This is a genomic window from Halosimplex rubrum (genome assembly GCF_013415885.1).
GTDB classification, from domain to species: Archaea; Halobacteriota; Halobacteria; order Halobacteriales; family Haloarculaceae; genus Halosimplex; species Halosimplex rubrum.
The window spans coordinates 250,111-272,217 of sequence record NZ_CP058910.1; the positions used below are offsets into that span (position 1 = coordinate 250,111).

26 protein-coding genes and 1 pseudogene are annotated in these 22,107 nt (G+C 69.5%); 12 read left to right on the forward strand and 15 right to left on the reverse strand.

The window, feature by feature from the left end:
* Positions 1-74 precede the first annotated feature (74 nt).
* Together HZS55_RS01300 and HZS55_RS01305 are read right to left on the reverse strand one after the other, a co-directional pair.
* Positions 75-1,217 (reverse strand): 60S ribosomal export protein NMD3, encoded by a 1,143-nt coding sequence (locus HZS55_RS01300; protein WP_179909967.1) that lies wholly within the window; start codon positions 1,215-1,217, stop codon positions 75-77.
* Between the two features lie 73 nt (positions 1,218-1,290).
* On the reverse strand, positions 1,291-1,836 hold the full coding sequence (locus tag HZS55_RS01305) for a CDP-2,3-bis-(O-geranylgeranyl)-sn-glycerol synthase (RefSeq protein ID WP_179909968.1): 546 nt from the start codon (positions 1,834-1,836) through the stop codon (positions 1,291-1,293).
* A gap of 160 nt (positions 1,837-1,996) precedes the next feature.
* Between HZS55_RS01305 and HZS55_RS01310 the strand changes: the two genes are divergently transcribed.
* Both HZS55_RS01310 and HZS55_RS01315 read left to right on the forward strand, forming a co-directional pair.
* Entirely contained in the window at positions 1,997-2,833 is an 837-nt protein-coding gene (locus HZS55_RS01310) for a proline dehydrogenase family protein (protein WP_179909969.1), read from the forward strand.
* Positions 2,834-2,967: 134 nt separating this feature from the next.
* Entirely contained in the window at positions 2,968-3,609 is a 642-nt protein-coding gene (locus HZS55_RS01315) for a DUF502 domain-containing protein (RefSeq protein WP_179909970.1), read from the forward strand.
* 102 nt (positions 3,610-3,711) lie between these two features.
* Here the strand turns inward: HZS55_RS01315 and HZS55_RS01320 are convergent, their stop codons facing one another.
* Positions 3,712-4,266, reverse strand: coding sequence for a CBS domain-containing protein (locus HZS55_RS01320; protein WP_179909971.1), 555 nt, complete (start codon positions 4,264-4,266; stop codon positions 3,712-3,714).
* A 262-nt stretch (positions 4,267-4,528) separates the two neighbouring features.
* Between HZS55_RS01320 and HZS55_RS01325 the strand changes: the two genes are divergently transcribed.
* From HZS55_RS01325 to HZS55_RS01340, 4 genes and pseudogenes are all read left to right on the forward strand, one after another.
* Positions 4,529-5,260, forward strand: a complete 732-nt coding sequence (locus tag HZS55_RS01325; protein ID WP_179909972.1) for a diphthine--ammonia ligase — start codon at positions 4,529-4,531, stop codon at positions 5,258-5,260.
* Positions 5,261-5,451: 191 nt separating this feature from the next.
* A pseudogene (locus tag HZS55_RS22525) lies at positions 5,452-5,580 on the forward strand (diphthine--ammonia ligase); the annotation flags it as partial.
* 73 nt (positions 5,581-5,653) lie between these two features.
* On the forward strand, positions 5,654-5,920 hold the full coding sequence (locus HZS55_RS01335; protein WP_179909973.1) for a hypothetical protein: 267 nt from the start codon (positions 5,654-5,656) through the stop codon (positions 5,918-5,920).
* A gap of 338 nt (positions 5,921-6,258) precedes the next feature.
* The gene (locus HZS55_RS01340; RefSeq protein WP_179909974.1) at positions 6,259-6,900 is read left to right on the forward strand and encodes a ThuA domain-containing protein; all 642 of its coding nucleotides are present in this window, start codon (positions 6,259-6,261) and stop codon (positions 6,898-6,900) included.
* 45 nt (positions 6,901-6,945) lie between these two features.
* On the opposite strand, the gene HZS55_RS01345 is transcribed toward HZS55_RS01340, so the two are convergent.
* Positions 6,946-7,908: a hypothetical protein gene (locus HZS55_RS01345; RefSeq protein ID WP_179909975.1), complete on the reverse strand. Its 963-nt coding sequence runs from the start codon at positions 7,906-7,908 to the stop codon at positions 6,946-6,948.
* 113 nt (positions 7,909-8,021) lie between these two features.
* On the opposite strand from HZS55_RS01345, the gene HZS55_RS01350 reads away from it, so the two are divergent.
* The gene (locus tag HZS55_RS01350; protein WP_179909976.1) at positions 8,022-8,636 is read left to right on the forward strand and encodes a rubrerythrin family protein; all 615 of its coding nucleotides are present in this window, start codon (positions 8,022-8,024) and stop codon (positions 8,634-8,636) included.
* Positions 8,637-8,741: 105 nt separating this feature from the next.
* On the forward strand, positions 8,742-10,010 hold the full coding sequence (locus HZS55_RS01355) for a hypothetical protein (protein ID WP_179909977.1): 1,269 nt from the start codon (positions 8,742-8,744) through the stop codon (positions 10,008-10,010).
* Between the two features lie 59 nt (positions 10,011-10,069).
* Here HZS55_RS01355 and HZS55_RS01360 read toward each other — a convergent pair whose 3' ends face one another.
* On the reverse strand, positions 10,070-10,333 hold the full coding sequence (locus tag HZS55_RS01360) for a hypothetical protein (protein WP_179909978.1): 264 nt from the start codon (positions 10,331-10,333) through the stop codon (positions 10,070-10,072).
* Positions 10,334-10,827: 494 nt separating this feature from the next.
* On the opposite strand from HZS55_RS01360, the gene msrB reads away from it, so the two are divergent.
* Together msrB and HZS55_RS01370 are read left to right on the forward strand one after the other, a co-directional pair.
* Positions 10,828-11,244 carry a peptide-methionine (R)-S-oxide reductase MsrB gene (gene msrB, locus HZS55_RS01365; RefSeq protein ID WP_179909979.1) on the forward strand — a complete coding sequence of 139 codons (417 nt, stop codon included), beginning with the start codon at positions 10,828-10,830 and terminating at the stop codon, positions 11,242-11,244.
* A 215-nt stretch (positions 11,245-11,459) separates the two neighbouring features.
* Positions 11,460-12,242, forward strand: a complete 783-nt coding sequence (locus tag HZS55_RS01370) for a hypothetical protein (RefSeq protein WP_179909980.1) — start codon at positions 11,460-11,462, stop codon at positions 12,240-12,242.
* A gap of 12 nt (positions 12,243-12,254) precedes the next feature.
* On the opposite strand, the gene HZS55_RS01375 is transcribed toward HZS55_RS01370, so the two are convergent.
* The 8 genes from HZS55_RS01375 to htpX form a co-directional block, all read right to left on the reverse strand.
* Positions 12,255-12,494, reverse strand: a complete 240-nt coding sequence (locus tag HZS55_RS01375; RefSeq protein WP_179909981.1) for a glutaredoxin family protein — start codon at positions 12,492-12,494, stop codon at positions 12,255-12,257.
* Between the two features lie 86 nt (positions 12,495-12,580).
* Positions 12,581-13,669 carry a sensor histidine kinase gene (locus HZS55_RS01380; RefSeq protein ID WP_179909982.1) on the reverse strand — a complete coding sequence of 363 codons (1,089 nt, stop codon included), beginning with the start codon at positions 13,667-13,669 and terminating at the stop codon, positions 12,581-12,583.
* An 89-nt stretch (positions 13,670-13,758) separates the two neighbouring features.
* Entirely contained in the window at positions 13,759-14,805 is a 1,047-nt protein-coding gene (radA, locus tag HZS55_RS01385; protein ID WP_179909983.1) for a DNA repair and recombination protein RadA, read from the reverse strand.
* Positions 14,806-14,993: 188 nt separating this feature from the next.
* A complete protein-coding gene (locus HZS55_RS01390) occupies positions 14,994-15,446 on the reverse strand; it encodes a hypothetical protein (protein WP_179909984.1) in 453 nt (150 codons plus the stop codon).
* A gap of 31 nt (positions 15,447-15,477) precedes the next feature.
* The gene (gene pspAB, locus HZS55_RS01395; RefSeq protein WP_179909985.1) at positions 15,478-16,128 is read right to left on the reverse strand and encodes a PspA-associated protein PspAB; all 651 of its coding nucleotides are present in this window, start codon (positions 16,126-16,128) and stop codon (positions 15,478-15,480) included.
* A 96-nt stretch (positions 16,129-16,224) separates the two neighbouring features.
* Positions 16,225-17,031 carry an aldo/keto reductase gene (locus tag HZS55_RS01400; RefSeq protein WP_179909986.1) on the reverse strand — a complete coding sequence of 269 codons (807 nt, stop codon included), beginning with the start codon at positions 17,029-17,031 and terminating at the stop codon, positions 16,225-16,227.
* 97 nt (positions 17,032-17,128) lie between these two features.
* Positions 17,129-17,998 carry a M48 family metalloprotease gene (locus HZS55_RS01405; protein ID WP_179909987.1) on the reverse strand — a complete coding sequence of 290 codons (870 nt, stop codon included), beginning with the start codon at positions 17,996-17,998 and terminating at the stop codon, positions 17,129-17,131.
* 48 nt (positions 17,999-18,046) lie between these two features.
* Positions 18,047-18,928: a zinc metalloprotease HtpX gene (htpX, locus tag HZS55_RS01410; protein WP_179909988.1), complete on the reverse strand. Its 882-nt coding sequence runs from the start codon at positions 18,926-18,928 to the stop codon at positions 18,047-18,049.
* Between the two features lie 315 nt (positions 18,929-19,243).
* Here htpX and HZS55_RS01415 point away from each other — a divergent pair, with 315 nt between their 5' ends.
* Positions 19,244-19,894, forward strand: a complete 651-nt coding sequence (locus HZS55_RS01415) for a PH domain-containing protein (protein ID WP_179909989.1) — start codon at positions 19,244-19,246, stop codon at positions 19,892-19,894.
* Complete coding sequence (locus HZS55_RS01420; RefSeq protein WP_179909990.1) at positions 19,891-20,625, forward strand: PH domain-containing protein; 735 nt, start codon at positions 19,891-19,893, stop codon at positions 20,623-20,625. Before HZS55_RS01415 ends, HZS55_RS01420 begins: the two co-directional genes overlap by 4 nt.
* Before the next feature lie 30 nt (positions 20,626-20,655).
* Here HZS55_RS01420 and HZS55_RS01425 read toward each other — a convergent pair whose 3' ends face one another.
* Positions 20,656-20,892 (reverse strand): hypothetical protein, encoded by a 237-nt coding sequence (locus HZS55_RS01425; protein ID WP_179909991.1) that lies wholly within the window; start codon positions 20,890-20,892, stop codon positions 20,656-20,658.
* Between the two features lie 201 nt (positions 20,893-21,093).
* Positions 21,094-22,032, reverse strand: a complete 939-nt coding sequence (locus HZS55_RS01430) for a branched-chain amino acid transaminase (protein WP_179909992.1) — start codon at positions 22,030-22,032, stop codon at positions 21,094-21,096.
* Positions 22,033-22,107 lie beyond the last annotated feature (75 nt).

The window sequence follows — 22,107 nt, forward strand, 5'->3', positions numbered from 1 at the left end:
CGGCCAACCGGCCGAACCACGAAAAAAGTTGCCGCTGTCGGGTCAGGAGTTCGGTCCCGGCGGGGCGACTCCCGTCAGTCCCCGCCGGCGTCGACGGCCTCGTCGGGGAGGACGTGCAGGCCCTCGCGGTGCTTGATCACGGGCACCTCGTCGGCGTCGGTGTCGAAGTAGTCGGGCCGGGGGATCGTCTCCGCGGCGTAGGTCTCGGGGTCGAGCACCTGCACGGCGTTCTCGTCCTCGACGGCGACGACGGTCGTCTCCGCGGCGTCCTCGCGGGTGCCCAGGCGGCGCGCGTCGGGCGCGTCGCCCTCCTCGAAGCTCGCCTCGTAGTCCTCGCCGGTGGCGAGTCGGGTGCCCTTGAGGTTGCCCCGGACGCTGCGGACGAGGACGGGGCCGTCGCCGTCGCCGGGGTCGATGACCTCCCCGGCCCGGTAGCGCGGCAGGCGGACGGCGAAGGTCACCCGATAGACCTCGTTGCCGTCGCCGTCCTCGGTGACCAGCGTCTCGTAGTCCTCGAAGGAACCCCCCTGCTGCTCGACGATCCGCTTGGCGATCCCCTGGCCGAGCTGGTTCGTCGAGATCTTCATGTTCAGCCCCTCGTCGACCTCCGAGACCTCCGTCACGAAGGCGTTGCGGTCGCCCGTGGCCTCGCGCGTCTCGACGAACGACTCCGCGGTCTCCTGTGCCCGCTCCATCTCCTCGGCGGTCGGGGTGCGTTCGTCGGCGCGGACCTGCACGATCGCGGCGTAGGAGCCGCCGGCGATCCGACCGCAGCGCTCGCACGTCTGTCGGGCGATCTTCACCGGGACGACCACCTCCTCGGAGACGAGCGTCCCACGCACCACGCCGGAGAACTGGCAGTGCATCCTGATGTTGTTCTCGTCGACCTGTTCGGGGGCGACCTCCCAGCTCACGTCCGTGGCGTCCAGATGGACGCCGAGCGCCTCCGAGACCTCCTCGACGGCGATGTCGGTGTAGTCCTGGGCGCCCACGTCGACCCAGCGGTTCCCCCGGTGGACGGCGCCGCACTGCGAGCAGACCCGCACGTCGATGCGGTCGGGCGCGTCCACGAGGTCGAACTCGTCGAAGTAACAGTCGTCACAGAGCACGCTGTCGCCGTCGCGCGGCCCCGCCGCGCCCGGCGTCGCCGGCCGCGCGTCGAGGTTCGCCTCGATCTCGTCCCCACAACGGGGACAGAACTCGCCGGAACGACTCATTGGCCCGCCCTACTGGCCTCGGGCGGTTAAGCGTCGCGTTCCGGGCCGAACGTGCTCCTCGGCCCGCCGCCCGTCACCAGGGCTCGTCCTTCGCGCCGATGAGGTAGGCGATCCCGTTGGTGACGACGTGCAACAGCGGCGTCACGACCAGAACCGTCGCGAGCACCGGGACCGTGAACGTCGCGGTCACCCACTCGAAGTCGAGGACGGCCGCCAGCGCGAGCGCGCCGACGACGAAGTCCAGCTGGTCGAGCCCGGGGAAGGGGGCGCCGCGCTCGCGGCCGCTGCGCCGCTTGACGAACGAGGCGCCGATGTCGCCGACCATCGCGCCCAGCGCCAGCCCGACGGCGGCGGCGAGCGGGAACTCCACCGCGGGGACGCCCAGCAGGTCCGCGATCGGTCCCGACGCGGCGTTCAGGACGAGCGCGAGCGCGACGCCTGCGGCGGTGCCGGCGGCGGTCCCGCGCCAGGTCTTCCCGTCGCCGAGGACGCGCCGACCGCCCCAGGAGCGGCCGCCGTCGATGGGGCGGCCGCCGCCGGCCAGCACCGCCGCGTTGTTCGGCACGTACGCGGGCAACATCGCCCACAGCGCCGTCGCGACCACCGTGACCAGGTCCATACCGACGCCGACAGCCCCGCGCTTCTTAAGTCGCCGTGGTTCGCGCCGCCGCCCCGCCCCCCGCGCTCGTCGAGAGCGGCCCCACCGTCCCCGCCCCGTCCCGCTCGACGCCCGACGCGACGCCGGTACCCATTTCACACTGGCAGCAATACTTGCCAGCATGCTCCCGCCGATAGCGAGTCGCTTCGTCGCCGGTGAGACGGCCCCGGTCGCGCTGGAACACGCCCGCGAGACCAACGAGCGGGGGGTCGGCGTCATCCTGAACCTCCTGGGCGAGCACTACCACGAGCGCGAACCCGCCGACGCGGACGCTACGGCCTACTGCGAGCTGATCGACGACCTGGCGCGGACGGGCCTGCGGGCCCGTATCTCCGTGAAACCCTCGCAGTTGGGCCTCGATGTGGGCGAAGAGGTCTTCCGCGAGAACCTCGCCCGGGTGGTCGAGCGGGCGGCCGAACACGGGGAGTTCGTCTGGATTGACATGGAGGACCACACGACCACCGACGCGACGCTCGGCGCCTTCGAGCACCACGCGCGGGAGACGGGCGGACAGGTCGGCGTCTGCGTCCAGGCGAACCTCAGGCGCACGCGCGAGGACCTCGAACGGCTGGCCGACCTGCCGGGGAAGGTCCGGCTGGTGAAAGGCGCCTACGACCCGCCGGCGGAGGTCGCCTACCGGGAGCGATCGCGGGTGAACGAGGCCTACCGGGACTGCCTCGAGTACATGTTCGAGGCGTTCGACGACGGGGTGGCGGTCGGGAGTCACGACCCGGCGATGGTCGCGCTGGCCGAACGGTTGCACGACGACCACGGGACCCCCTACGAGGTGCAGATGCTGATGGGCGTCCGCGAGGACGCCCAGCGGGAACTGGCCGCCGACCGCGAGGTGTGGCAGTACGCCCCCTACGGGTCGAAGTGGCTGTCGTACTTCTACCGGCGGGCGCTCGAACGGAAGGAGAACCTCGCCTTCGCGCTGCGGGCGGTCGTGAGCGGGTGAGATTCGACGCCGCCGTCAGGACCGGCGGCGCCCGACCGCGACGCCACTCGTCGGCGCCCGTTCGGTCGCTGGCCGTTCGTGTCCGCGCCCTGAAGGAACACGCTTACTACGTTCCGGCGGGCAGATACCCGCAGATGAGTTCGGCATCCTGGAAGCGCGACTTCGCCAGCGGCCTGGTGATCCTCGTGCCGTTGCTGGTGACGGCATACATCATCGTCTGGATCTACACGGCGCTGGCGGGCCTTCCGTTGCCGGTTCAGAACTACAACGTCACCGTCGGCAACGGCGACGTGCCCGTCGGCAGTCCGCTTCGGGTGTTCCTGACGCTCCTGATCTTCGTCCTCGTCGTCTTCTCGCTGGGCTATCTGATGCGGACCACGTTCGGCGACGTCATCGAGGACGGCATCGACCGCGTCATGAACCAGCTCCCCGGGCTCCGCGTCGTCTACAACGCCTCGAAGATGGCCGTCGAGACGGTCGTCTCCGGCGCCGACGAACTGCAGGAGCCGGTCAAGATCGAGACCTGGCAGGGGATGCGGATGACGGCGTTCAAGACCGGACAGACGACCGAGGACGGCCGCGACGTGCTCTTTCTCCCGACCGCGCCGAACATCACGACCGGCTTCGTCGTCGAAGTCGACCCCGACTCCTACGAGGAGACCGACGAACGCGTCGAGGAGGCGCTGACGCGCGTTCTCAGTGCCGGGTTCGGCGAGGCCGAACAGACTTCGATCCCCGTCGACGTCACCGCGGACAGCGACGACGACGAGGCGTAGGGGCCGCTACCGGAGACGGGGCGGCGAAGGAGACGGCGGACCGGCACGCGGAACGCGAGGACGGACGAGTGCGGCGGGGGAGGCCCACGGGGCGGTGCGGGCTCAGCTGATGTGTGCGGCGATGTCGGCTTCGGTGATGATCCCGACGGTCTCGCCGCCTTCGACGACGAGGACGGCGTCGTTGTGGTTGAGGTAGTCGTTGATCTCGTCGATGGTCGCCCCGGGTTCGACCGTCGCGATGGACTCGCGTTTGAGGTCGTCGACCGGGTAGTCGCCGAGGTTGTCGGCCTCGGACTCCCCGGACCGCTGGCGGATGTCGGAGTGGCCGATCAGTCCGAGCGGCGTCCCGTCTCGGATGACGGGCACCTGCGAGAAGCCGCCCTGGTCCATCAGCTCCTCCGTCTCGTGGACGGAGTCGTCCGGCTGGGCGCTCACGATCGGCGAGTTCATCAGGTCCTCCGCGCGCAGGATAGCCCCCTCGGCCTCCTGCAGCGCGTTGACGATCCGCCGGAGCGTCGACAGCCGCGGGTCCACGTCGCCGCCCTCGATCCGCGCGATCAACGGCTGCGATACGTCCGCCCGGTCGGCCAGGTCGCTCTGGGTCAACCCCAGCTCGTTCCGCCGCTCTCGCAAGTCCGCCGGCGTCGGTAAATCCATACCCGTGATAACCATAGGTTATATAAAAAACCTCCGCCGACGTACGCGGCGGAATTACGGCTACTCCACCCGTCGGCCGACGGTTTCCGGTCGAACCGGGGCGGGCGGACATCGAGAGGCGACGGCCGGGGCCGTCGACGGCGTGCGGTGAGGCGCTCGGGTACTCCCGCGGTACCGGGTTCGGTCGGGTCGTCGCTCGCTCGGGCAGTGACGGGGTGTCGGTTCCGGAGTCCGTAAGTGCGTACGGGCCCCAGCGGAGGGTATGACAGACGACGCGGACGGGGGCGGCTGGGTGTCGCTCTTCTCGGGCGGGAAGGACTCCTCGTGGGCGCTGTATCGGGCGCTCGAACGCGGGCTCCCGGTCGAGCGGCTCGTGACCGTCCACCCCGAGGGCGACTCCTACATGTACCACGTGCCGGCGACGCGTCTGGCGGGTCTGGCCGCCGAGAGCATCGGCATCCCGCTGGTCGAGGTCGAACCCGACGACTTCGCCGCGGGCGAGACGGTCGACGCCGGCGCGCAGGGCGACGCCGAGCTCGAACCCCTGGAGGCCGCGCTCGACGACCTCGCCGACGACCTCCCGGGCGGGCTGGCGGGCGTCACCGCCGGCGCGGTCGAGAGCGAGTACCAGACCTCCCGGATCGAGGCGATGGCCGAGCGGCTCGGCGCCGAGGTGTTCGCGCCGCTGTGGCAGCGGGACCCGCGGGAACTCGCCGAGGCGATGCTGGCGGCGGGCTTCGAGATCAGGATCATCCGCGTCGCCGCCGGCGGCCTCGACGAGTCCTGGCTTGGACGCCGCCTCGACGCCGACGCCCTCGACGACCTCGAAGCCCTCAACGAGCGCTACGGCGTCCACATCCTCGGCGAGGGGGGCGAGTTCGAGACACTCGTCACGGACGGACCGCACATGGATCGCGCGATCGAGCTGGAGTACGAGACCGAGTGGGACGGAACCCGCGGAACGCTGCGGATCGAAGACGCCCGGTTGGAGTAGCGTCCGCGCGCCCAGGGGCGCGCGGTTCACCGGCGACGCCGTCGAAGACGGTGGAGGCGACTTTTTCGCCCACGTTTTTGCCGCCCGGGTTCCCCGCAGCGCGTGCGGGGCCGACCGGCGGGAGGCCCCGACGCGAGCGGCGAGCACGCGAGCCGTGAGCGCGCCAGCGGCGCGCGAGGAAACCCGGGCGAGAAAAAGGTGGTTCTGAGACACTCGTCACGGACGGGCCCCACATGGATCGCGCGATCGAGCTGGAGTACGAGACCGAGTGGGACGGAACCCGCGGAACGCTGCGGATCGAAGACGCCCGGTTGGAGTAGGTGTTCGATGCTACCGGGCGGTATCTTCCGCGATGGGGGTGGTTCAAGGGTTTCGGGGTACTATCGTGGCGTCGTGAACCGGGAGCGACTGGAGTCGGAGCTCGGACGCTTCGAGGGCGACGCGGACGCGCGGCGGGTGGTCGCCCGGCAGGCGCGGGACCTGGCGGACTCGGGGCGGGTCGCCGAGGACCTGGAGTTCGAACTCACCGTCGAGACGGTGCTGGAGAACCTCGCCGACGCGCCGGCGGACCACTCGCTCGTCGAGCGGTGGAACTGGTGGATCGGGTCGCTAGAACTGTCTCACGGCGGCTACGAACGGTTTCAGGTACGGGTGTACTGACCCGCGGCGCCGGTCCAGCCCGAGGCCGGCGCGGGGTCTAGAAGACGCTCAGTCCGTGCGACTCTCGTGCGTGCTCGAGAAGCCCCTCTGTGGTTTCGAACTGTTTCCCACAGCTGCACGTGTGATATGTCGGAGTCGCGCCCGACGTGGACTGGCGTGTTGCCATACACGACTGTTCGAGCCCTACCTTAATAATTGTTTATCCGGTATGTGTTGGCAGGGCATACGGCCCGTGCGAACGCCACTCACACAGCGGCTGGAGGGGTGCGATCCGACGAGAGCCGTACGCCGCTTCCGGGACCGGTGGAGCTAACCCGGGGAAGGCCGACGGCTCCGACATGACACGTGTGCTCGTGCTCGGGGAGAACACCTTCCCGTTCCACGCTATCGACGAGAAACGCGACGCCTTCGCGGCCGCGCTGGAGGGGTACGACGTGACGATCACGACCGACCGCGACGCCCTGACCGGCGAGTACGACGTGCTCGTCGACTACCTCACCGACTCGTCGCTCACCGACGAACAGCTCGACGCCCTGCTCACTCACGTCGAATCCGGCGGCGGCTACGTCGGCGTCCACTGCGCCTCGGACCTGACGTCCGTCGCGGCCGACGACCCCGACGAGGTGCTCGACCACAACGAGGAGCCGTTCCCGGAACTGCGCGAACTGGTCGGCGGGCACTTCCTCACTCACCCCGAGGACTCGGAGTTCGGCGTCGACGTCGTCGCCGAGCACGCCATCACCGAGGGCGTCGACGACTTCAGCGTCTTCGACGAGCCCTACCAGGTGGCGGTCGACGACGACCTGCAGGTGCTCGCGACGATGGACCACCCCGACCTCGACGAGTACCCCGTCGTCTGGACCAACGAGGACGAGGGTCGGGTCGCCTACATCTCGCTGGGCCACACCGACGAGGCGCTCGCACACGACTCGTTCGTGACGCTGCTGCGCAACGCCGTCGACTGGGCCGACGCGAACTGAGCGTAACGCGGGGGTCGCCGCTCGCGACCGGCGCCGGAGTCGGCATCAGTCGGCAGGATTGACGTACAGCCCGTAGCGGTAGTACTCCTCGCCGAGCGCGAGGTACAGGCCGTTCTCGGCGCGAGGGCCGCGCTCACTCCCGGCGTCCAGCAGGTCACCCAACCCCAGGTCGGCGAGCAACTCGCGATACCCCGCCGAGAGCGGCGTCGTCTCCTCGTAGTCGTCGCGCACGAGCATCAGCCGCTGGTCCTCGGAGAGGGCCTCGGGGTCGAGGCGGGCGTCGACCATGTCGCCGTCGAGCGCGCGCTCGAACTCCGCCTCGGAGTCGGCGACCGGGATCGCGACGCCGGTCCTGGCCGGCTCGGCGAACTCGCGGCGCTCGACGGAGACTTCGAGGACGCTCCCGTTGTACTCGACGTGGTCGTGGATCGGGTCGGGTGCCAGCGCGCTCTGTGGCCCCTCGTACCCCCGACGGTAGACGTAGCCGCCCGCCTCGATCACGTCGCCGGGGGCGGTCCCGCCCATCTCGCGGTGGCGGGCGGCGACGTACGCGATCTTGACCGCGCGCTGGTCCAGCCGGGTCAGCGCCGGGAATCGCACGCGGTCCGGTGGGTCCTCCAGTTCGTCGAGTCGACCGACCCACCCCAGCCGGAGGACCGGTCGTTCGATCCGTTCGAGGCCCGTCGTCACGACCGCGAGGCGGTAGTAGGTGCCGTCGCGCTCGACGTACTCGCCGTCGGGGACCGGCCGGTACCCGTGGGTGGTCGGGCGCTCGCCCGCGACCGCGGCGTCGACGTTCGCCGCGTAGTCGGCAGTCCAGGGGCGGGGCTCCTCGGGCGACTCCCACATCGCCAGCGGCGCGAGCGACGTTCCGAGGCGGTCTGCATCGAGCGTGTAGGTCAACTGCTGCTCGCCGGAGAGCCCCTCGACGGCGGCGCAGCCGGAGAGGGCGGTCCCGGCGGCCAGACCGGCGGCTGCGAGGAACTCGCGACGCGATGGGGAGGGCATCGTCGGATATCGTCGAGTCCGGAACAAGTGCTTTCGGGTCCGGTCCGGGTCGGATACCGGCCGACGCGGCGGGAGACGATGGTTACAAGCCGTCGCCCGCCGACGCTTCCGACATGGATTCACAGGAGTTCGTCGAGGCGGTCCGCGAGGAGTCGGCGACGCCGCTGTCGCGGCTCGGCTCCTCGAAGGCGCTGTACGCCGACACCGAGGGCGAGATGGACGACGACGCCGTGCTGGGGGCCGTGGCCGACCGCGCGCGGTTCGCGGCCGAGCGCTTCGACGCCTGGGCCGACGCGGAGTCGGGCGACGTGAGCGAACTGTTCGCCGACGCCGCGGCGACCGAGCGCGACCACGCCGAGGCGGCCGCCGACGAGCGCGGCGAGTACGAACCCGGCGAGCCGCCCGCGGTCGTCGCTCACCTCGAAGGTGTCTCCGGAACCGCCGAGCGACTCGGCGCGTTCGTCGGCTGGGCGCTCGCGGCGGGCAACAACGCCGACCAGGTCGTCGGCTACTTCGTCGGCCAGGCCAGCCCCCGCACCGCGAGCACGTTCCGCGCGTTCGGCGACGACTACGACGAGTACGTCGAGCGCGCGAGCGAACTGCTCGCCGCCGAGACCGAGGACCCTGAAAACGCGGTCGCCGCCGCCGCCGCCGCCATCGAGGCCGACTACGAGGACTACTTCGAGACGCTGGAGGAGCTGGGCGTCAACCCGAAACCCGTCTGCTAGTTCCCGGTGTCCCCCATGACACCGTTCGTTCGCCGGTGACCGCCCGGTCCGCGCGTTCACGTCGCATGAACAACTATTTTGACGGTGGGGGTTCACAGGAGGCGTGTGCGACGGGTCCTGGCGATGGCGTTGCTGGGCATGATACTCGTCGCGGGCGTCGGGGCCCTGGGGGCCGAGACCGTGGACGCTCGCGACGGACCTGCGGCGACGCCGGCGGACGAATCGAACGAGTCATCCTCGCTGGGGGGCGGGGACGCGAGCGACGTGCTCGTCGAGAAGCTCGAACAGCTCGGCGTCCCGTCGACCGGCGATACCGCCGACGAGAGCGACGGGGCGAGCGGGTCGAACGCGACCGAAGATAGCGACGCCGACCCCGAGACCGGTCCGCCCGCCGACGGAAACGATACCGCCGGCGCGCTGGACTCCGACGGCGACGGTCTCACCGACGAGCGCGAACGCGAGCTCGGGACCGAGGTGTTCGACCCCGACACGGACGGCGACGGCCTCGTCGACGGCCGAGAGATCGACCTCAACACCGACCCGCTGAACCCCGACACGGACGGCGACGGCGTCTCGGACGCCAGGGAGCTCGAACGGGGAACGAGCCCGCGCTCGGTCGACGCCGACGCCGACGGCCTCACCGACGAGCGCGAACTGGAACTCGGCACCGACCCGTTCGACCCCGACACCGACGACGACGGCCTCGACGACCGACGCGAACTCGAACTCGGCACCGACCCCACGGTCGCCGATACGGACGGCGACAGGCTCCTCGACGGCTGGGAGTTCCGCGAGGAGACGCCCTCGGGCGCCGCCCTCCCCGACAGCGACCCGCTGTCGATGGACCTGTACGTCCAGGTCGACTACGCCCGCGGGGTCGAGACCGCCTCGCCCGCGTTCTACGACTACGTCGAATCCGAGTTCGCGGAGATGCCGGTCCGGGGGCAAACGGGGACCGGCATCGACGTACACCTCCGCGGGGGCGGCCGCGTCAACGAGACCGCCGTCTTCACCGGCGAGAACTTCGGTGACCTCAGAACCGACCTCTACCGCGACCGGCTCGGGCCGCGCGCCGGCACCTACCACCAGGTCGTCGTGACCGATTTCGCCTCCGACGAGGTCGGCTACGGCTCGGTCGGCGGTCGGTTCGCACTGGTCGACGCCGGGGCCGCCGACCGGACGCAGCGTCACGTCGTCGTCCACGAACTGCTCCACAACGTCGTCGGCCGCATCGACTCGTCGGGCGCCTGTCGGGACGACCCCCACCACTACTGCGAGGGCGGCTGGCTCACCCCCGCGATCACCCCCGGAGAGGGCGAGTACCTCCCCGGCTCCCTCGCCGACGAGATCGAACACCAGGGCTTCCAGCCCTGACCTCGGCGGCAGTTCGACGACACGGAATCTCTACGATACGTCAGTTCGACGAGATGCCGTCACTGCCGCGGCTGCGGTTGCGGCCGCGTCCCCGCGCCCTGTTGGCCCTGCCCCGGCGCCGACAGCCCCGCTTGCGGCGTCACCCCCTCCGGCAGCACGTACCACAGTCGGTCGTGGGGGACGAACCCCACCTGCTGGGAGTCGTTCGTGTCGTAGCGCTCCCGCTCCTGCTGGTTTTTCGTCCCGTAGAGGACCAGCCCGTACTCGTTGACCTCGTATCTGGCACAGTCGACGACCGTCCCGTCGGTGCAGTACACTTGCATCGGTTCCCCGTCGTCGATTGGGCCGCGAACCGGTTGAACCTGCCGTCGGTCCCGGAGCCACGTTCGGTAGCGGTCGCAAACCCACTTTTTCCAGCGGAGCGTTCCTCGCGGCGCTTCGCGCCGGTGCGGGGATCGTCCGTCTGCTCGCGGCGCGACGCGCCGTCTGCTCGCGGGCCTTTGGCCCGCTCGCAGCGCCCGTGGGAGCGAAGCTCCCACGCTGTGCGCATGGTCCGAGGGACCGCCGGTCCCTCGCTACCGCAAAAACGTGGGGAAAAAGGCCGGACGGCGCGCTCGCTTCGCTCGCTTGCGTCCGGTGTCTGCGGGAGTGAGCACCGCGAACGACCGCAGGCTCGCCAGAGCTTGCTCTGGCGGCGAACCGCCTCGCTCGCTCCGTTCGCTCGGCGGATACTGGCGTGATCACTACACCACCTGTACCGAACACGGCCGAGTTTCCGAGCGGACGGTATAAACGCCTGGAGTGGCTATGCGGGGGTATGTCAGAGCACGATGGGAGTCTGCCGAACTCCGACGAGGAGTGGCGCGAGCGGCTGACCGAGGAGGAGTACAAGATCCTGCGCGAGCGGGGGACCGAGCCGAAGTTCAGCGGCGAGTTCCTCGACGTGGACGAGGAGGGGGAGTTCACCTGCGCCGGCTGCGGGGCGGAGCTGTTCTCGACGGACCAGCAGTACGACGCCGGCCACGGCTGGCCGAGCTTCTTCGACGTCGTCGAGGAGGGCAACGTCGAGACGAAGCTGGACACCAGCCACGGGATGCGCCGGACGGAAGTGGTGTGTGCGACCTGCGGCGGGCACCTCGGCCACGTCTTCGACGACGGCCCCGACCCGACCGGGAAACGCTACTGCATCAACTCGGCGGCGCTGGACTTCGAGAGCGAGGCGCGAACGGAGTGAGCGCCTCGAAAGAGCGAGCGGGGAACGAAGTGACCCGCGAGCAGAGCGAGGGCGACCGGCAGGGTGCCCTCGGAGAGCGAACGTCTCGGAATCGCGAGCGGTAACCGCAGGGGACTGCGACCGGCGGCCCGGGCGAAGCCGCCGCCCGGTGGCCGGCTATCAATTCGATCGAAGCGGGCGGAAGCCTTTTTGAACTGCTGAGCGCGTGGACAGGTGTGACTTCGGACCAGGCGGACGAGTCGACGGGCGAGGAGGGGTCCGGCGACCGGACGGTGTCGGTCCTCGGGACCGAGGTCGTCCTGGAGGAGGCGTTCGTCTCGTTCCCGTGGCGGGCGGGGATGGCGCGAGCGCCCGGCGCCTTTCTCGCGGTGTTCGTGCTGACGGCGGCGGTCGCCGCGATCGGCGGCTTTGGCTCCGGCTCGCTCCAGCGGCGCTTCGCGCTGCTCGGCATCGTCGTCTTCAACGCGCACAACATCCCGGCGACGACGGGCGTGATACCTCAGGTGCTCGCCCCGGTCGCGAACCCGATCGTGGGGATCCCCGGTATCGGTCGGCTGCTGCGCGGCCTGTTCACGTTCGGTACCGGCCACGCGGCGCCGCTATCCCACGTCGGCGGGATCGTCGGCGGGCAGACCGCCGAACTCGGCCATCTCAACCTCATCACCCAGCAGGGGGAGACCGACGTGCCGGCCGCGGTCTACTACCTGCTGGCGCCGGTCGCGCTGGTGGGCGCCGGCTACGAGTTCGCCGACAGCTACTGGGCGGAGACGACCACCGAGTCGTTCGCCGAGGTGGCTCGGTTCGGGATCGCCGTCGCCGCAGGCTACCTCGTCGTCCTGTTCGTCGGGTCGGTGATCTTTACCGCGGTGCTGGTCAGCCCGCTGACGGGCGAGGTGACGATCCTGCCCGACAGATACCTGCTGGTCGTCTACGGGTTCGCCTACCCGACGATCTTCGCGACGCTGGGGGCGTGGCTGGTCTACCGGGACAGAACGTGAACGGCGGCGCGGTCAGGCGTAGCTGGCGTCGAGGTACTCGACGATCTTCGCCGATTCGGCCATGGTGACGCCGCGGTCGTCGTCGACGAGGACGGGGACCCCGCGCTGGCCGGAGACGCGCTTGACCTCGTTGCGCTGGGAGTGCAGCGCGTCGACCCAGACCGTCTCGTAGTCGAGACCCAGTTCGTCCATCCGGTCGGCGACTTTCTCGCAGTACGGACACCCGTCGAGCTGGTAGAGCGTGAACGCCATACCCGGGCGTTCGGAAGCGACCGGCAAGTGCGTTGCGCCTATCGGTCGAGTTCGACACCGTCGAGCTCTGCTCGACGAGCCCTCGGTCACGTGTTCCCGAGGACGCCGTCGAACTCGAAGCGGGCACCCCGCGACACGCCGTCGGTGGCCGCCCGAGCGTCGGTCAGGCGGACGGTCCAGCCGTGGGCGTCGGCGATCTTCCGGACGATCGCCAGGCCCATCCCGGTGTTGTCGCCGTCCTTCCGGGTCGAGTAGCCGGCGTCGAACACCCGCTCGCGGTCGGTGGGTGCGACGCCCGGCCCGTCGTCGGCGACGAAGAAACCGTCCGCCGTCCCGCCGACCGTGACCGCCCCGCCCCCGCCGTGATCCAGCGAATTTCCGAAGAGGTTCTCCAGCAACTGCGCGAGGAGGCTGGCGTCGGCGACGACCGTCACGTCGTCGCGCACCTCCAGCGACGCGTCGCCCGTCTCGACGTGTGACCAGGCCTCGCGCGCGGTCGCACCGAGCCGGACGCGTTCGGTCTCGACGGTGTCGGCCCCGCGCGCGAGGACGACCGCGTCGTCGACGATGGCGTTCATCCGCTCCAGCGAGGACAGTATCGACGCCGCACTGTCGGCGACCGTCTCGGCGTCGGCTCCGGGATTTTCGACCAGCTGGTCGGTTCGACCCATCGCGACGTTCAGCGGGTTCCGCAGGTCGTGGCTGAGGACGCTCGCCACCGTCGACAGCGTCTCGTTGTTGGCCTCGACCCGGAGCTCGGCCTCCTTCCGGTCGGTGATGTCGACGTGCATGACCAGCGCGTGGGGGTCGTCGTACTCCGACAGGCCGATCGCTCGCATCAGGAACCACCGCCGCTCGTCCGGCGAGTGGCAGGGGTACTCCAGCGTGAACTCCGAGCGCTCGCTCGCGAGCACCGACCGGATGCCCGCGGCCGCCTCCGTCGCCGACTCGTCGTCGGAGGCGTCACAGACCGAGAGGTAGTTCTCGCCGACCATGTCGGGGTCACCCTGGATGTCGTTGGCCAGCCCGAACTCCCGCCAGGCGCGGTTGGTCGTCAGGATCACGCCGTCGGCGTCGACCACCGCGACCTGTGCCGGCAGGGCGTCGAACGCCGCGGCGACGAGAGGGGTCTCGTCGCCCTCCGCTCGCCGGTCGTCCCCGTGGCTGTCGACCATCTCGTCCGAACCGACGGGTTCATCGGATAAAAACTCGCGTACGCCGTTCTCACGAACGGATCCCGTGGTGGAGGGGTCGGGACGCTCGCCTATTCGTTCATCAGACCGTCTTCCTCGACGCGCATGACGGCCTCGCCGTCCGGGAGGTTCGGGGCGTCGACGAGCTTGACGATGCGCTTGTCACCCTTGGACTTGCGGAGGTAGATGCGGAACGTGGAGGTGTGTCCGAGGATGTTCCCGCCGATAGGCTGGGTCGGGTCGCCGAAGAAGGAATCGGGGTTCGAGGCGACCTGGTTGGTGACGACGACGGCGGTGTTGTGGAGGTCGCCGACGCGCATCAGGTCGTGGAGGTGCTTGTTGAGCTTCTGCTGGCGGTCGGCGAGCTCGCCGCGGCCGACGTATTCGGCGCGGAAGTGGGCGGTCAGCGAGTCCACACAGAGCAGGCGGATGGGGAACTCGTCGTCCTGCGTCTCGCTGGCGAGGTCCTGTGCCTGCTCGGCCAGCAGGATCTGGTGGTTGGAGTTGAACGCCTTCGCGACGTGGATGTTGTCGAGCATCACCTCGACGAGGTCGTCGAGCAGGTCCTCGTCGGTGGCGTCGGCCGCTTCGTCCTCCTCGACGACCCCGTGGAGGACCATCGTGTCCTCGAGGACCTCGTCGGAGAGGCCCTTGACCATCTGGTCGATCCGCTCGGGGCGGAACGTGTCCTCGCTGTCGATGAACATCGCCGACCCCTCCAGCCCGCCGTGCTCGCTGGGGAGCTGGACGGTGACGGAGATCTGGTGAGTGACCTGGGACTTGCCGGCGCCGAACTCGCCGTACACCTCGGTGATCGACTGGGTCTCGATGCCGCCGCCGAGCAGGTCGTCGACCTCGTCGACGCTCCAAGTGAGCTTGCCGATCTGCTCGCGTCGTTCGAGCACCTGTGCACCGCTCTCGAAGCCGCCGATGTCCGCGGCCTCGCGGGCGGCGTTGATGATGTCCGCCGCACTGGACTCGCCGATGTCCGCCGTGTTCGACAGCTCGCCCGGTGACGCGACCGCGATGCCCTGATAGCCGTCGAACCCGTTCTCCCGGAGCTTCTCCGCCGTCGCCGGACCCACGCCCGGCAGTTCTTCGAGGTCTTCTGTCGCCATGGACATCGATTGCGCCGCCCGTCATATAAACCCTCGTTAACACCGTAGTGAAAGTGAAATCGCAGTCCGAAGCGGGACGCGACCGTACCGGTCCGAACGTTGATACGTGAACGAGCGCTCGCCGGGTCGAGTCGAGCCGGTCCGGCCGGGCGGGGTGGCGGGGCGAGACGGTGGGTCGGTCCGCCGAGCTAACCGCGGGCACCGAGGTAGACGACGCCGAAGACGCCGAGGAAGTAGACGGCGGTGAGCCACGATTCAGGGACCGAGAGGACGCGGTGGCCCTGGTGGCCGACGACGACGAGCGCCAGCGCGACGACGGCGAGAGCGGGACGGGCCAGCAGGCCGGCGACGAACGCCCGGAGGTTCCAGACGACGCTCTCGGCGAACCGGCGCACCCGCTCGCCCAGCGGCCGGTTCCCGTCGGGGTTGTCCGCGGGAGCGAACGCCGCCAGCGCGTCGCGGTCGACGGTCGCGACCTCGCCGGTGTTGACTCGATATCCGTCGGCGTCGCCGACTCGCAGGAGCGTGACCGTCCGCTCGCCGACGCCGACGACGCGGTAGACGCCCGGCGAGAGGGCGGAGTCGGTGTCGGACGCGGGCGGACGGACGTGGTCGTAGACGGCGGGTTCGGTCGGCGTCACAGGGGATCCGGCGCCCGCGCCCGGAATAAGCTTACTCCCAGGGGTGGCTTCCGGGTCGGTCGGGCCAGAGGGGGTACCAGTACTCCTTGTCCGGCTCGACGGTCAGCTCGCCGTCGAGGACGCTCTGGAGTTTGATCTCCGTCTGGTTGTGCCGGTCGTGGTCGCCCTCCGGCGCGAACGGGTAGTACTTCCCCCGGCGGAACGAGTACACCCAGTAGGCCAGCCGGTCGGCTCCGGCGGCATCGCCGCCTCCGTCTCGATGCCTGCCGGCATCGCGCTTCTCGAAGGCGAACAGCGCGGCGAGCAGTCGCGAGCCGTAGCCGCGCTCGATGAACTCGTCGGCGGCGAAGTGGACGCTCGTCACCAGGTCCTCGGGGTCGTCGTCCTCCAGCACGACCCACTCGTAGCCGTGGTCGTCGGTGGTGAACCGCGCGTTCGTCCCCGTCTCGACCTCGCCGGCTTCGAGGATCGCCTCGACGTTCTCGACGGCGTCCTCGAAGTCGGTGCTGTCGACCTCCGCGAAACAGAGGGCGGCCGCATCTGCCGGGACGAACCCCAGGTCGGCCTCCATCGTCATGTAGGCCGTGCTCATCCCGAACAGGTCCTCGGGGTCGGCGTCCCGCGTCGCGTCGGCCTCCGCTTTCATCCCAAGCGCGGACTTCAGGCCGTCCAGCAGTCCCATGCCCGTCTCTTCGGCCGAGCGCGTAAAAGTCGCTTCCCTCCTTCGTCTGTCGAGCGAGCGCCCGCTCGCGCCTCGGGTCGAACGCGACGGCCGGCCTCACTCGTCCCAGGGCGCGCCCTCGAAGTCGATCTCCCGGTGGCCCCGATCCAGTTCCGCGATCCGACTCAGGTCCTCCTCGTCGAGGTCCACGTCGTAGGCGCCCCAGTTGTCGCGGATGTGCTCGGCGCTGGTGGCCTTCGGAATGGCCGCCACGCCGTCCAGCGACAGGAACCACGCCAGGGTCACCTGGGGGACGCTCGCGTCGTGTTTCTCCGCGATGTCCTGCAACACGGAATCGTCGAGCACCTCCGTCCGAGCCAGCGGCGAGTAGGCGACGACGTGGTGGCCGTGCTCGGCGGCGTACTCGCGCAGTCGCTCCTGCTGGAGGTACGGGTGCATCTCGACCTGGTTCGCGTAAACCGGCGCGTCCAGCACCGTCCGGGCCTCGTCGAGGTGTTCGGGTTCGAAGTTCGAGACGCCGATATGGCGGATCGTCCCCTCGTCGTACAGTTGCTGGAACGCCGACAGCGTCCCCTCGGCGTCGTAGGCTTCGGTCGGCCAGTGGACGTACAGGAGATCGAGATAGTCGACGCCCAGTCGCTCCAGGCTCTCCTCGGTCGTCGCCAGCACGTCCTCGTGGGCGAGGTTGGCCGTGTCGACCTTCGTGGCGAGGAACAGTTCCTCGCGCGGTACGTCGGCTTCGGCGATGCCGCGACCGACGGCTTCCTCGTTCCCGTAGGCCTGTGCGGTGTCGACGTTCCGATAGCCGAGTTCCAGCGCCGTCCGGACGCTCTCGGCGCACTGCTCGGGGTCGGTGTTCTGCCAGGTGCCCAGTCCGAGTGCGTGCAGATCGAGTTCGCTCATAGCGTCCCCAACTTGGCTCGCAGGCCCCTAACGGCTGTGGAAGCGGTCGCGCTCTCCTGTGTGTGCCGCCGACGGGACATCGAACCGGCGCCGACGGCTACCGCTCCATCTCGGCCGCCAGCTCCCGCAGTTTCCGGATCCGCTTGTGCGTGGGCGGGTGGGTCCCCGGGAGCCCGAGCGACGGCGACGGGACGATACAGAAGGCGTTGAAGCCGGCCATCGAGCGCATGTCCTCGTCGGGCGGCTCCGAGAGGTCGTGCAACTCGGCCAGCGCTTCGGCGAGCGCGACCGGCTTGCCGGTGATCGCCACCGCGCCGCGGTCGGCGGCGTACTCGCGGTACCGCGAGAGGACGAGCGTCCCCGGCAGGCTCACCAGCAGGAGCGGGAGGCTCAGTACCGCCAGGAAGGCCGCGACGCCGAAGTAGCCCAGCAGGATGGCCTTCCCGTCCATGCCCTCCAGCGCCGTCGAGAGCATCGCAAGTGCGACCGTCGCCGGGAAGCCGGCCACGGTCAGCACCGACGAGTCGCCGTTCTTCACGTGGGCGAGTTCGTGGGCTATCACGGCTTCCAGCTGCTCGTCGTCGAGTTCCTTCAGCAGGCCGAGCGTCACGCAGACGACGGTGCGGTTGCCGGTCCCGGCCGACATCGCGTTCGGTTCGTCGCTCGGGATCACGGCGACGGGCGGCCGCGGCAGGTCGGCCTGCCGGGAGAGCCGCTCGACGATGTCGAACAGTTCGGGGTGGTCCTCGCGGTCGATGGCGACCGCTCTCGTCGCGAGGTAGGCCAACCGGTCGGCCTCCAGTACGAGACCGCCGAGAACCGCCAGCAAGAGCCCGCAGACAACGAGCGCCCCGGCGGGCGGGAGGAGCCAGACCACCGGCCCGAGGAGGACGGCGTAGCCGAGGAGGGCGAGGGCCAACGCCATCGCCATCCGCCGGGTCAGGCGGCTGTCGATCTGCCAGTCCATACGAGACGTTCGCTCTCGCTGACTAATGAACCTTCGGTCGAACGCCGCTCAGGCGGATTCCATCTCGCCGGCCAGCTCCTGCAGGCGCTCGACGCGGCGCTCGGTGGTCGGGTGCGTGCGGAAGAGGTTCGCGATGACGCCCGAACTGATGGGGACGATGAAGAAGGCGTTCATCTCCGACTGCTCGCGCAGGTCCTCCTTCGGGACGCGGTCCATGCGGTTGTCGATGGTCATCAGCGCGCTCGCGAGCGCGGCGGGCTTGCCGGTGATGGCGGCGCCGCCGCGGTCGGCGGCGTACTCGCGGTACCGCGAGAGCGCGCGGATGAGCAGGAACGAGACGACCCAGACGACCAGCGAGGCGACGATGGCGACGATGATACCGGCGCCGCCGCCCTGGCGGTCGCGGCCGCCGCCGCCGAACAGGAACCCCCACCGGAGGATGAACATCGCGATGGTCGCCAGGAACGACGCGATCGTCATCACCGCCACGTCGCGGTTCTTGACGTGCGCGAGCTCGTGAGCCATCACGCCCTCCAGTTCGTCCTGGTCGAGCGTTTGCAGGAGCCCCGTCGTCACCGCCACGGTCGCGTTCTTCTGGGAGCGCCCGGTCGCGAAGGCGTTGGGCGTCCGCGTGTCAGCGACCGCGACGGTCGGTTTCGGCAGGTCCGCCTGCTGGGAGAGCCGGCCGACCATCCGGTGTAAGTCGGGATACTCCTCCTCGGAGACCTCCCGGGCGCCCATGCTCCGCAGCGCCAGTTTGTCGCTGAAGAAAAACTGTGCGATCAGGAAGACGCTCATGAAGCCGACGATGAGCACGAACGACTGGTTCGTCCACAGCAACACCCCGAGGAAGGCGATGTACAGGGCGGCCAGGAGGAACATGGTGAAGAACATGCGCCCGCGGAGGCCCCAGTCCGTTTTCCACTCCATACGGGAGATAGGGGGCGGACGCCATATCAATCGCTCGTGTCACTCCTCCACATCGCGGCTCGTCGGTGGCGATCCGTCACACTCTCTTCGGTAGCGGTCCGCACGGGTGGTGGAGTTATCGTAGAATTTGAAAGCGTCCGTGCAAACGCGTTCATGCACGGTCGACCGCACGACCGCGTGCGGTCGTCCGAGCGATGTCTTCCAGATCCTACGATAGCGAGCCAGCATCCGCCGAGCGGCCGTCGGGAGCGAGGTGGTACCGCCGAATCGGCCGGCCCCGTAGTTTTATCCCGGCGAGCGTGCCACTCACGCGATATGACCGAGGAACACGAGTGGCTCTCGCTCGACCCGGACGAGTCGGTCGTCTGGACGGGGCAACCGCGCGTCTGGCGCATCGTCGGTACCGCCGCGGGGGCGGCGGTCCTGTCGATACTGGCCCTCGCGGGCGCCGTCTTCGTCACGACACAGGTGACGCTCGACCCCGCCGACTTCCCGGCGAGTCCCGGTCTCGTGGTCTGGGCGGTCGCGGCGCTGGTCGTCGCCTCGCAGGTCGCGACCGTCGTCTGGGCGTATCTCACCGTCGAACACACCGACTACGTGCTGACCGACCGGCGGATCTACCTGAAGACGGGCGTGGTCTCGGAGACGGTCACGACCGTCGGCGTCGACCGCGTCCAGAACACGACGCTGCGCAAGGACGTGACCGGCAACCTCTTCGACTACGGCACCGTCGCCGTCTCGACCGCCGGCAGCGGCGGGGCGGATCTGGCGATTTCGGACCTGGACGACCCCGAGGCGTTCCGCGACGCGCTGCAGGAGCAGGTCCGCGCCGCCGACGAGCGCGGGACGGGCGAGGACGGCCCGGCGCCCGCCACCGGCGCGCTCGACGACGCGACCGTCGAGGCGCTGCTGGCGGAAGCGAGGCAGTTGCGTGCGGTCGCCGAGCGCATGGAGGAGAGCGCATGAGCGGCGATTCCGACGCGAGTGCCGAGAGAGCGACGGACGACTCGCTGACCGACCGCGCCGCGGCGGCGGCCGACTCGGACGTCTCGGAGTGGCTCTCCCTGGAGCCCGGCGAAGAGGTCGTCTGGGTCGGCGAGCCGACCAAACTGCGGATGGTCGGCACGCTCGTGACGGGCGTGGTCCTGATCCCCTTCCTCATCGGGATCGTCATCCTCCTGTTCTCGCCGCTGTCGTACCTGGGGATCAAACACACCGATTACGTCGTCACGAACCGCTCGCTGTACGTCAAACAGGGGATCCTCAGCACCAACATCGAGAGCGTCGACCTCGACCGCATCCAGAACACGGAGTTCACCCAGTCCTTCTGGGGCACGCAGCTGGGATTCGGCACGATCGAGATCAGCACCGCCGGGAGTTCCGGCGCCGACATCTCCTTCGACGACGTGGAGGACGCTCGCGACGTGCGCGAGGAGATCTCGCGGGTCCAGCGGGAGTTCGGCGGGGGCGGCGGCCGCGACGGAACCGGTGGGGGCAACGGCGACCGCTCGTCCGACGGGCGGGCCGCGAGCGCCGACCAGCTCGAGGAACTCGTCGCGGAGCTACGCGCGACCCGCGAGGCGCTCGAACGGGTCGAGGCGCGGATGAACGAGCGGTCCGACGGTCGATCCGACGACTCCCCGGGCGAGGCGACCGACGGCGCCGACGCGTTCACGTCGGACCGCGAGGGGAACTGAGCGCGCGCCCTCGACACCCGGTCCGCCCCGCTACTCCCGCGAGAGCGTCGCCGAGACCTCCTCGACGGGTTCGTCGCAGGACGAACAGGTCGACTTCTCCTCGGCGACGTAGACGGTCCCGCAGGCGGGGCACTCGAACAGGCCCGCCGTCGGTTCCGCGGTCGACTCGCCGCCCTCGGCCGGGTCGTCGGTCGTCGCGGTGTCGCCGCCACCGGCGCGCTCGCGGGCGTCGCTCAGCACGGACCGCAGGCGGGTGGTCAGCGCCATTCGCGGACCACCCCTGTTCGCGTCCCGTCCTCGCAGCCCCGTACGCGCCAGTCGCGACTACCGGTCGTACTCGTCGGTTGCATCTATCCGACCTCGGGCGTAAACGCCCGTGACAGTTACCCCTAATTGTTTAGCCACCCCCCATCGAAACCGAAATTTTCGGGACTGATAGCCGCTCTGTCTACCGATCCGGGACGGCAGTCAGACGTACGTGAACCAGTCGTCGTAGCCGTCCAGTCGGCCCTCGACGAGGTCGAAGAACTGGTCCTGAAGCTCGTCGGTGACCGGCCCCTTCGTGCCCTCGCCGATGACGTTGTCGTCGACGCTGCGGATGGGCGTGACCTCCGCGGCGGTGCCGGTGAAGAACAGTTCGTCGGCGGTGTACAGTTCGCCCCGGGAGATGGTGGCCTGGTCGTGGACAGTATAACCCATGTCGCGGGCGAGTTCGATCGCGGTGCGGCGGGTGATCCCGTCGAGGATGGACTCGGCGAGGCCGGGCGTGTAGATCTCGCCGTCCCGCACCAGAAAGAGGTTCTCGCCGGGCCCCTCGGCGACGTTGCCCTCCTTGTTGAGGACGATCGCCTCGGTGTAGCCGTTGCCCTTGGCCTCCTCGGTGGCGAGCATGGAGTTGACGTAGAGGCCGGTGGTCTTCATGTTCGTCGGGATCTGGCTGGAGGCGTGCTTGCGCCACGAGGAGACCATCACGTCGACGCCGTTCTCGAGGGCGTCCTCGCCGAGATAGGCGCCCCACGGCCAGGCGCCGATGGCGACCGTCGTCGGGCAGTCGCCGGGGCTCACGCCCAGCGAGTCGTAGCCGTAGAAGGCGATCGGCCGGATGTAACAGGAGTCCAACTCCTCGCGGCGGAGGAGTTCGACCGTCGCCTCGGTGAGTTCCTCGCGGTCGAAGGGGATGTCGAGATCGTAGGGCTTGCCGGACTGGTAGAACCGCTCCAGATGTTCTTCCCAGCGGAAGATCGCGGGGCCGTCGACCGTGTCGTAGCAGCGGACGCCCTCGAAGACCCCCGAGCCGTAGTGGAGGCCGTGGGTGAGGACGTGGATCTGTGCGTCGTCGAAGTCGACGAACTCGCCGTCCATCCAGAGTTCGTCGACGCCCTGGAACATCTCTGGGCGCTCGCTCATGGGTCGTACCTCCCGGTGAGGGGCGCTCCCGATTTATAGGTTGTCAGTCGTCCGGCGTCGCGGCCGCGCGTGCTG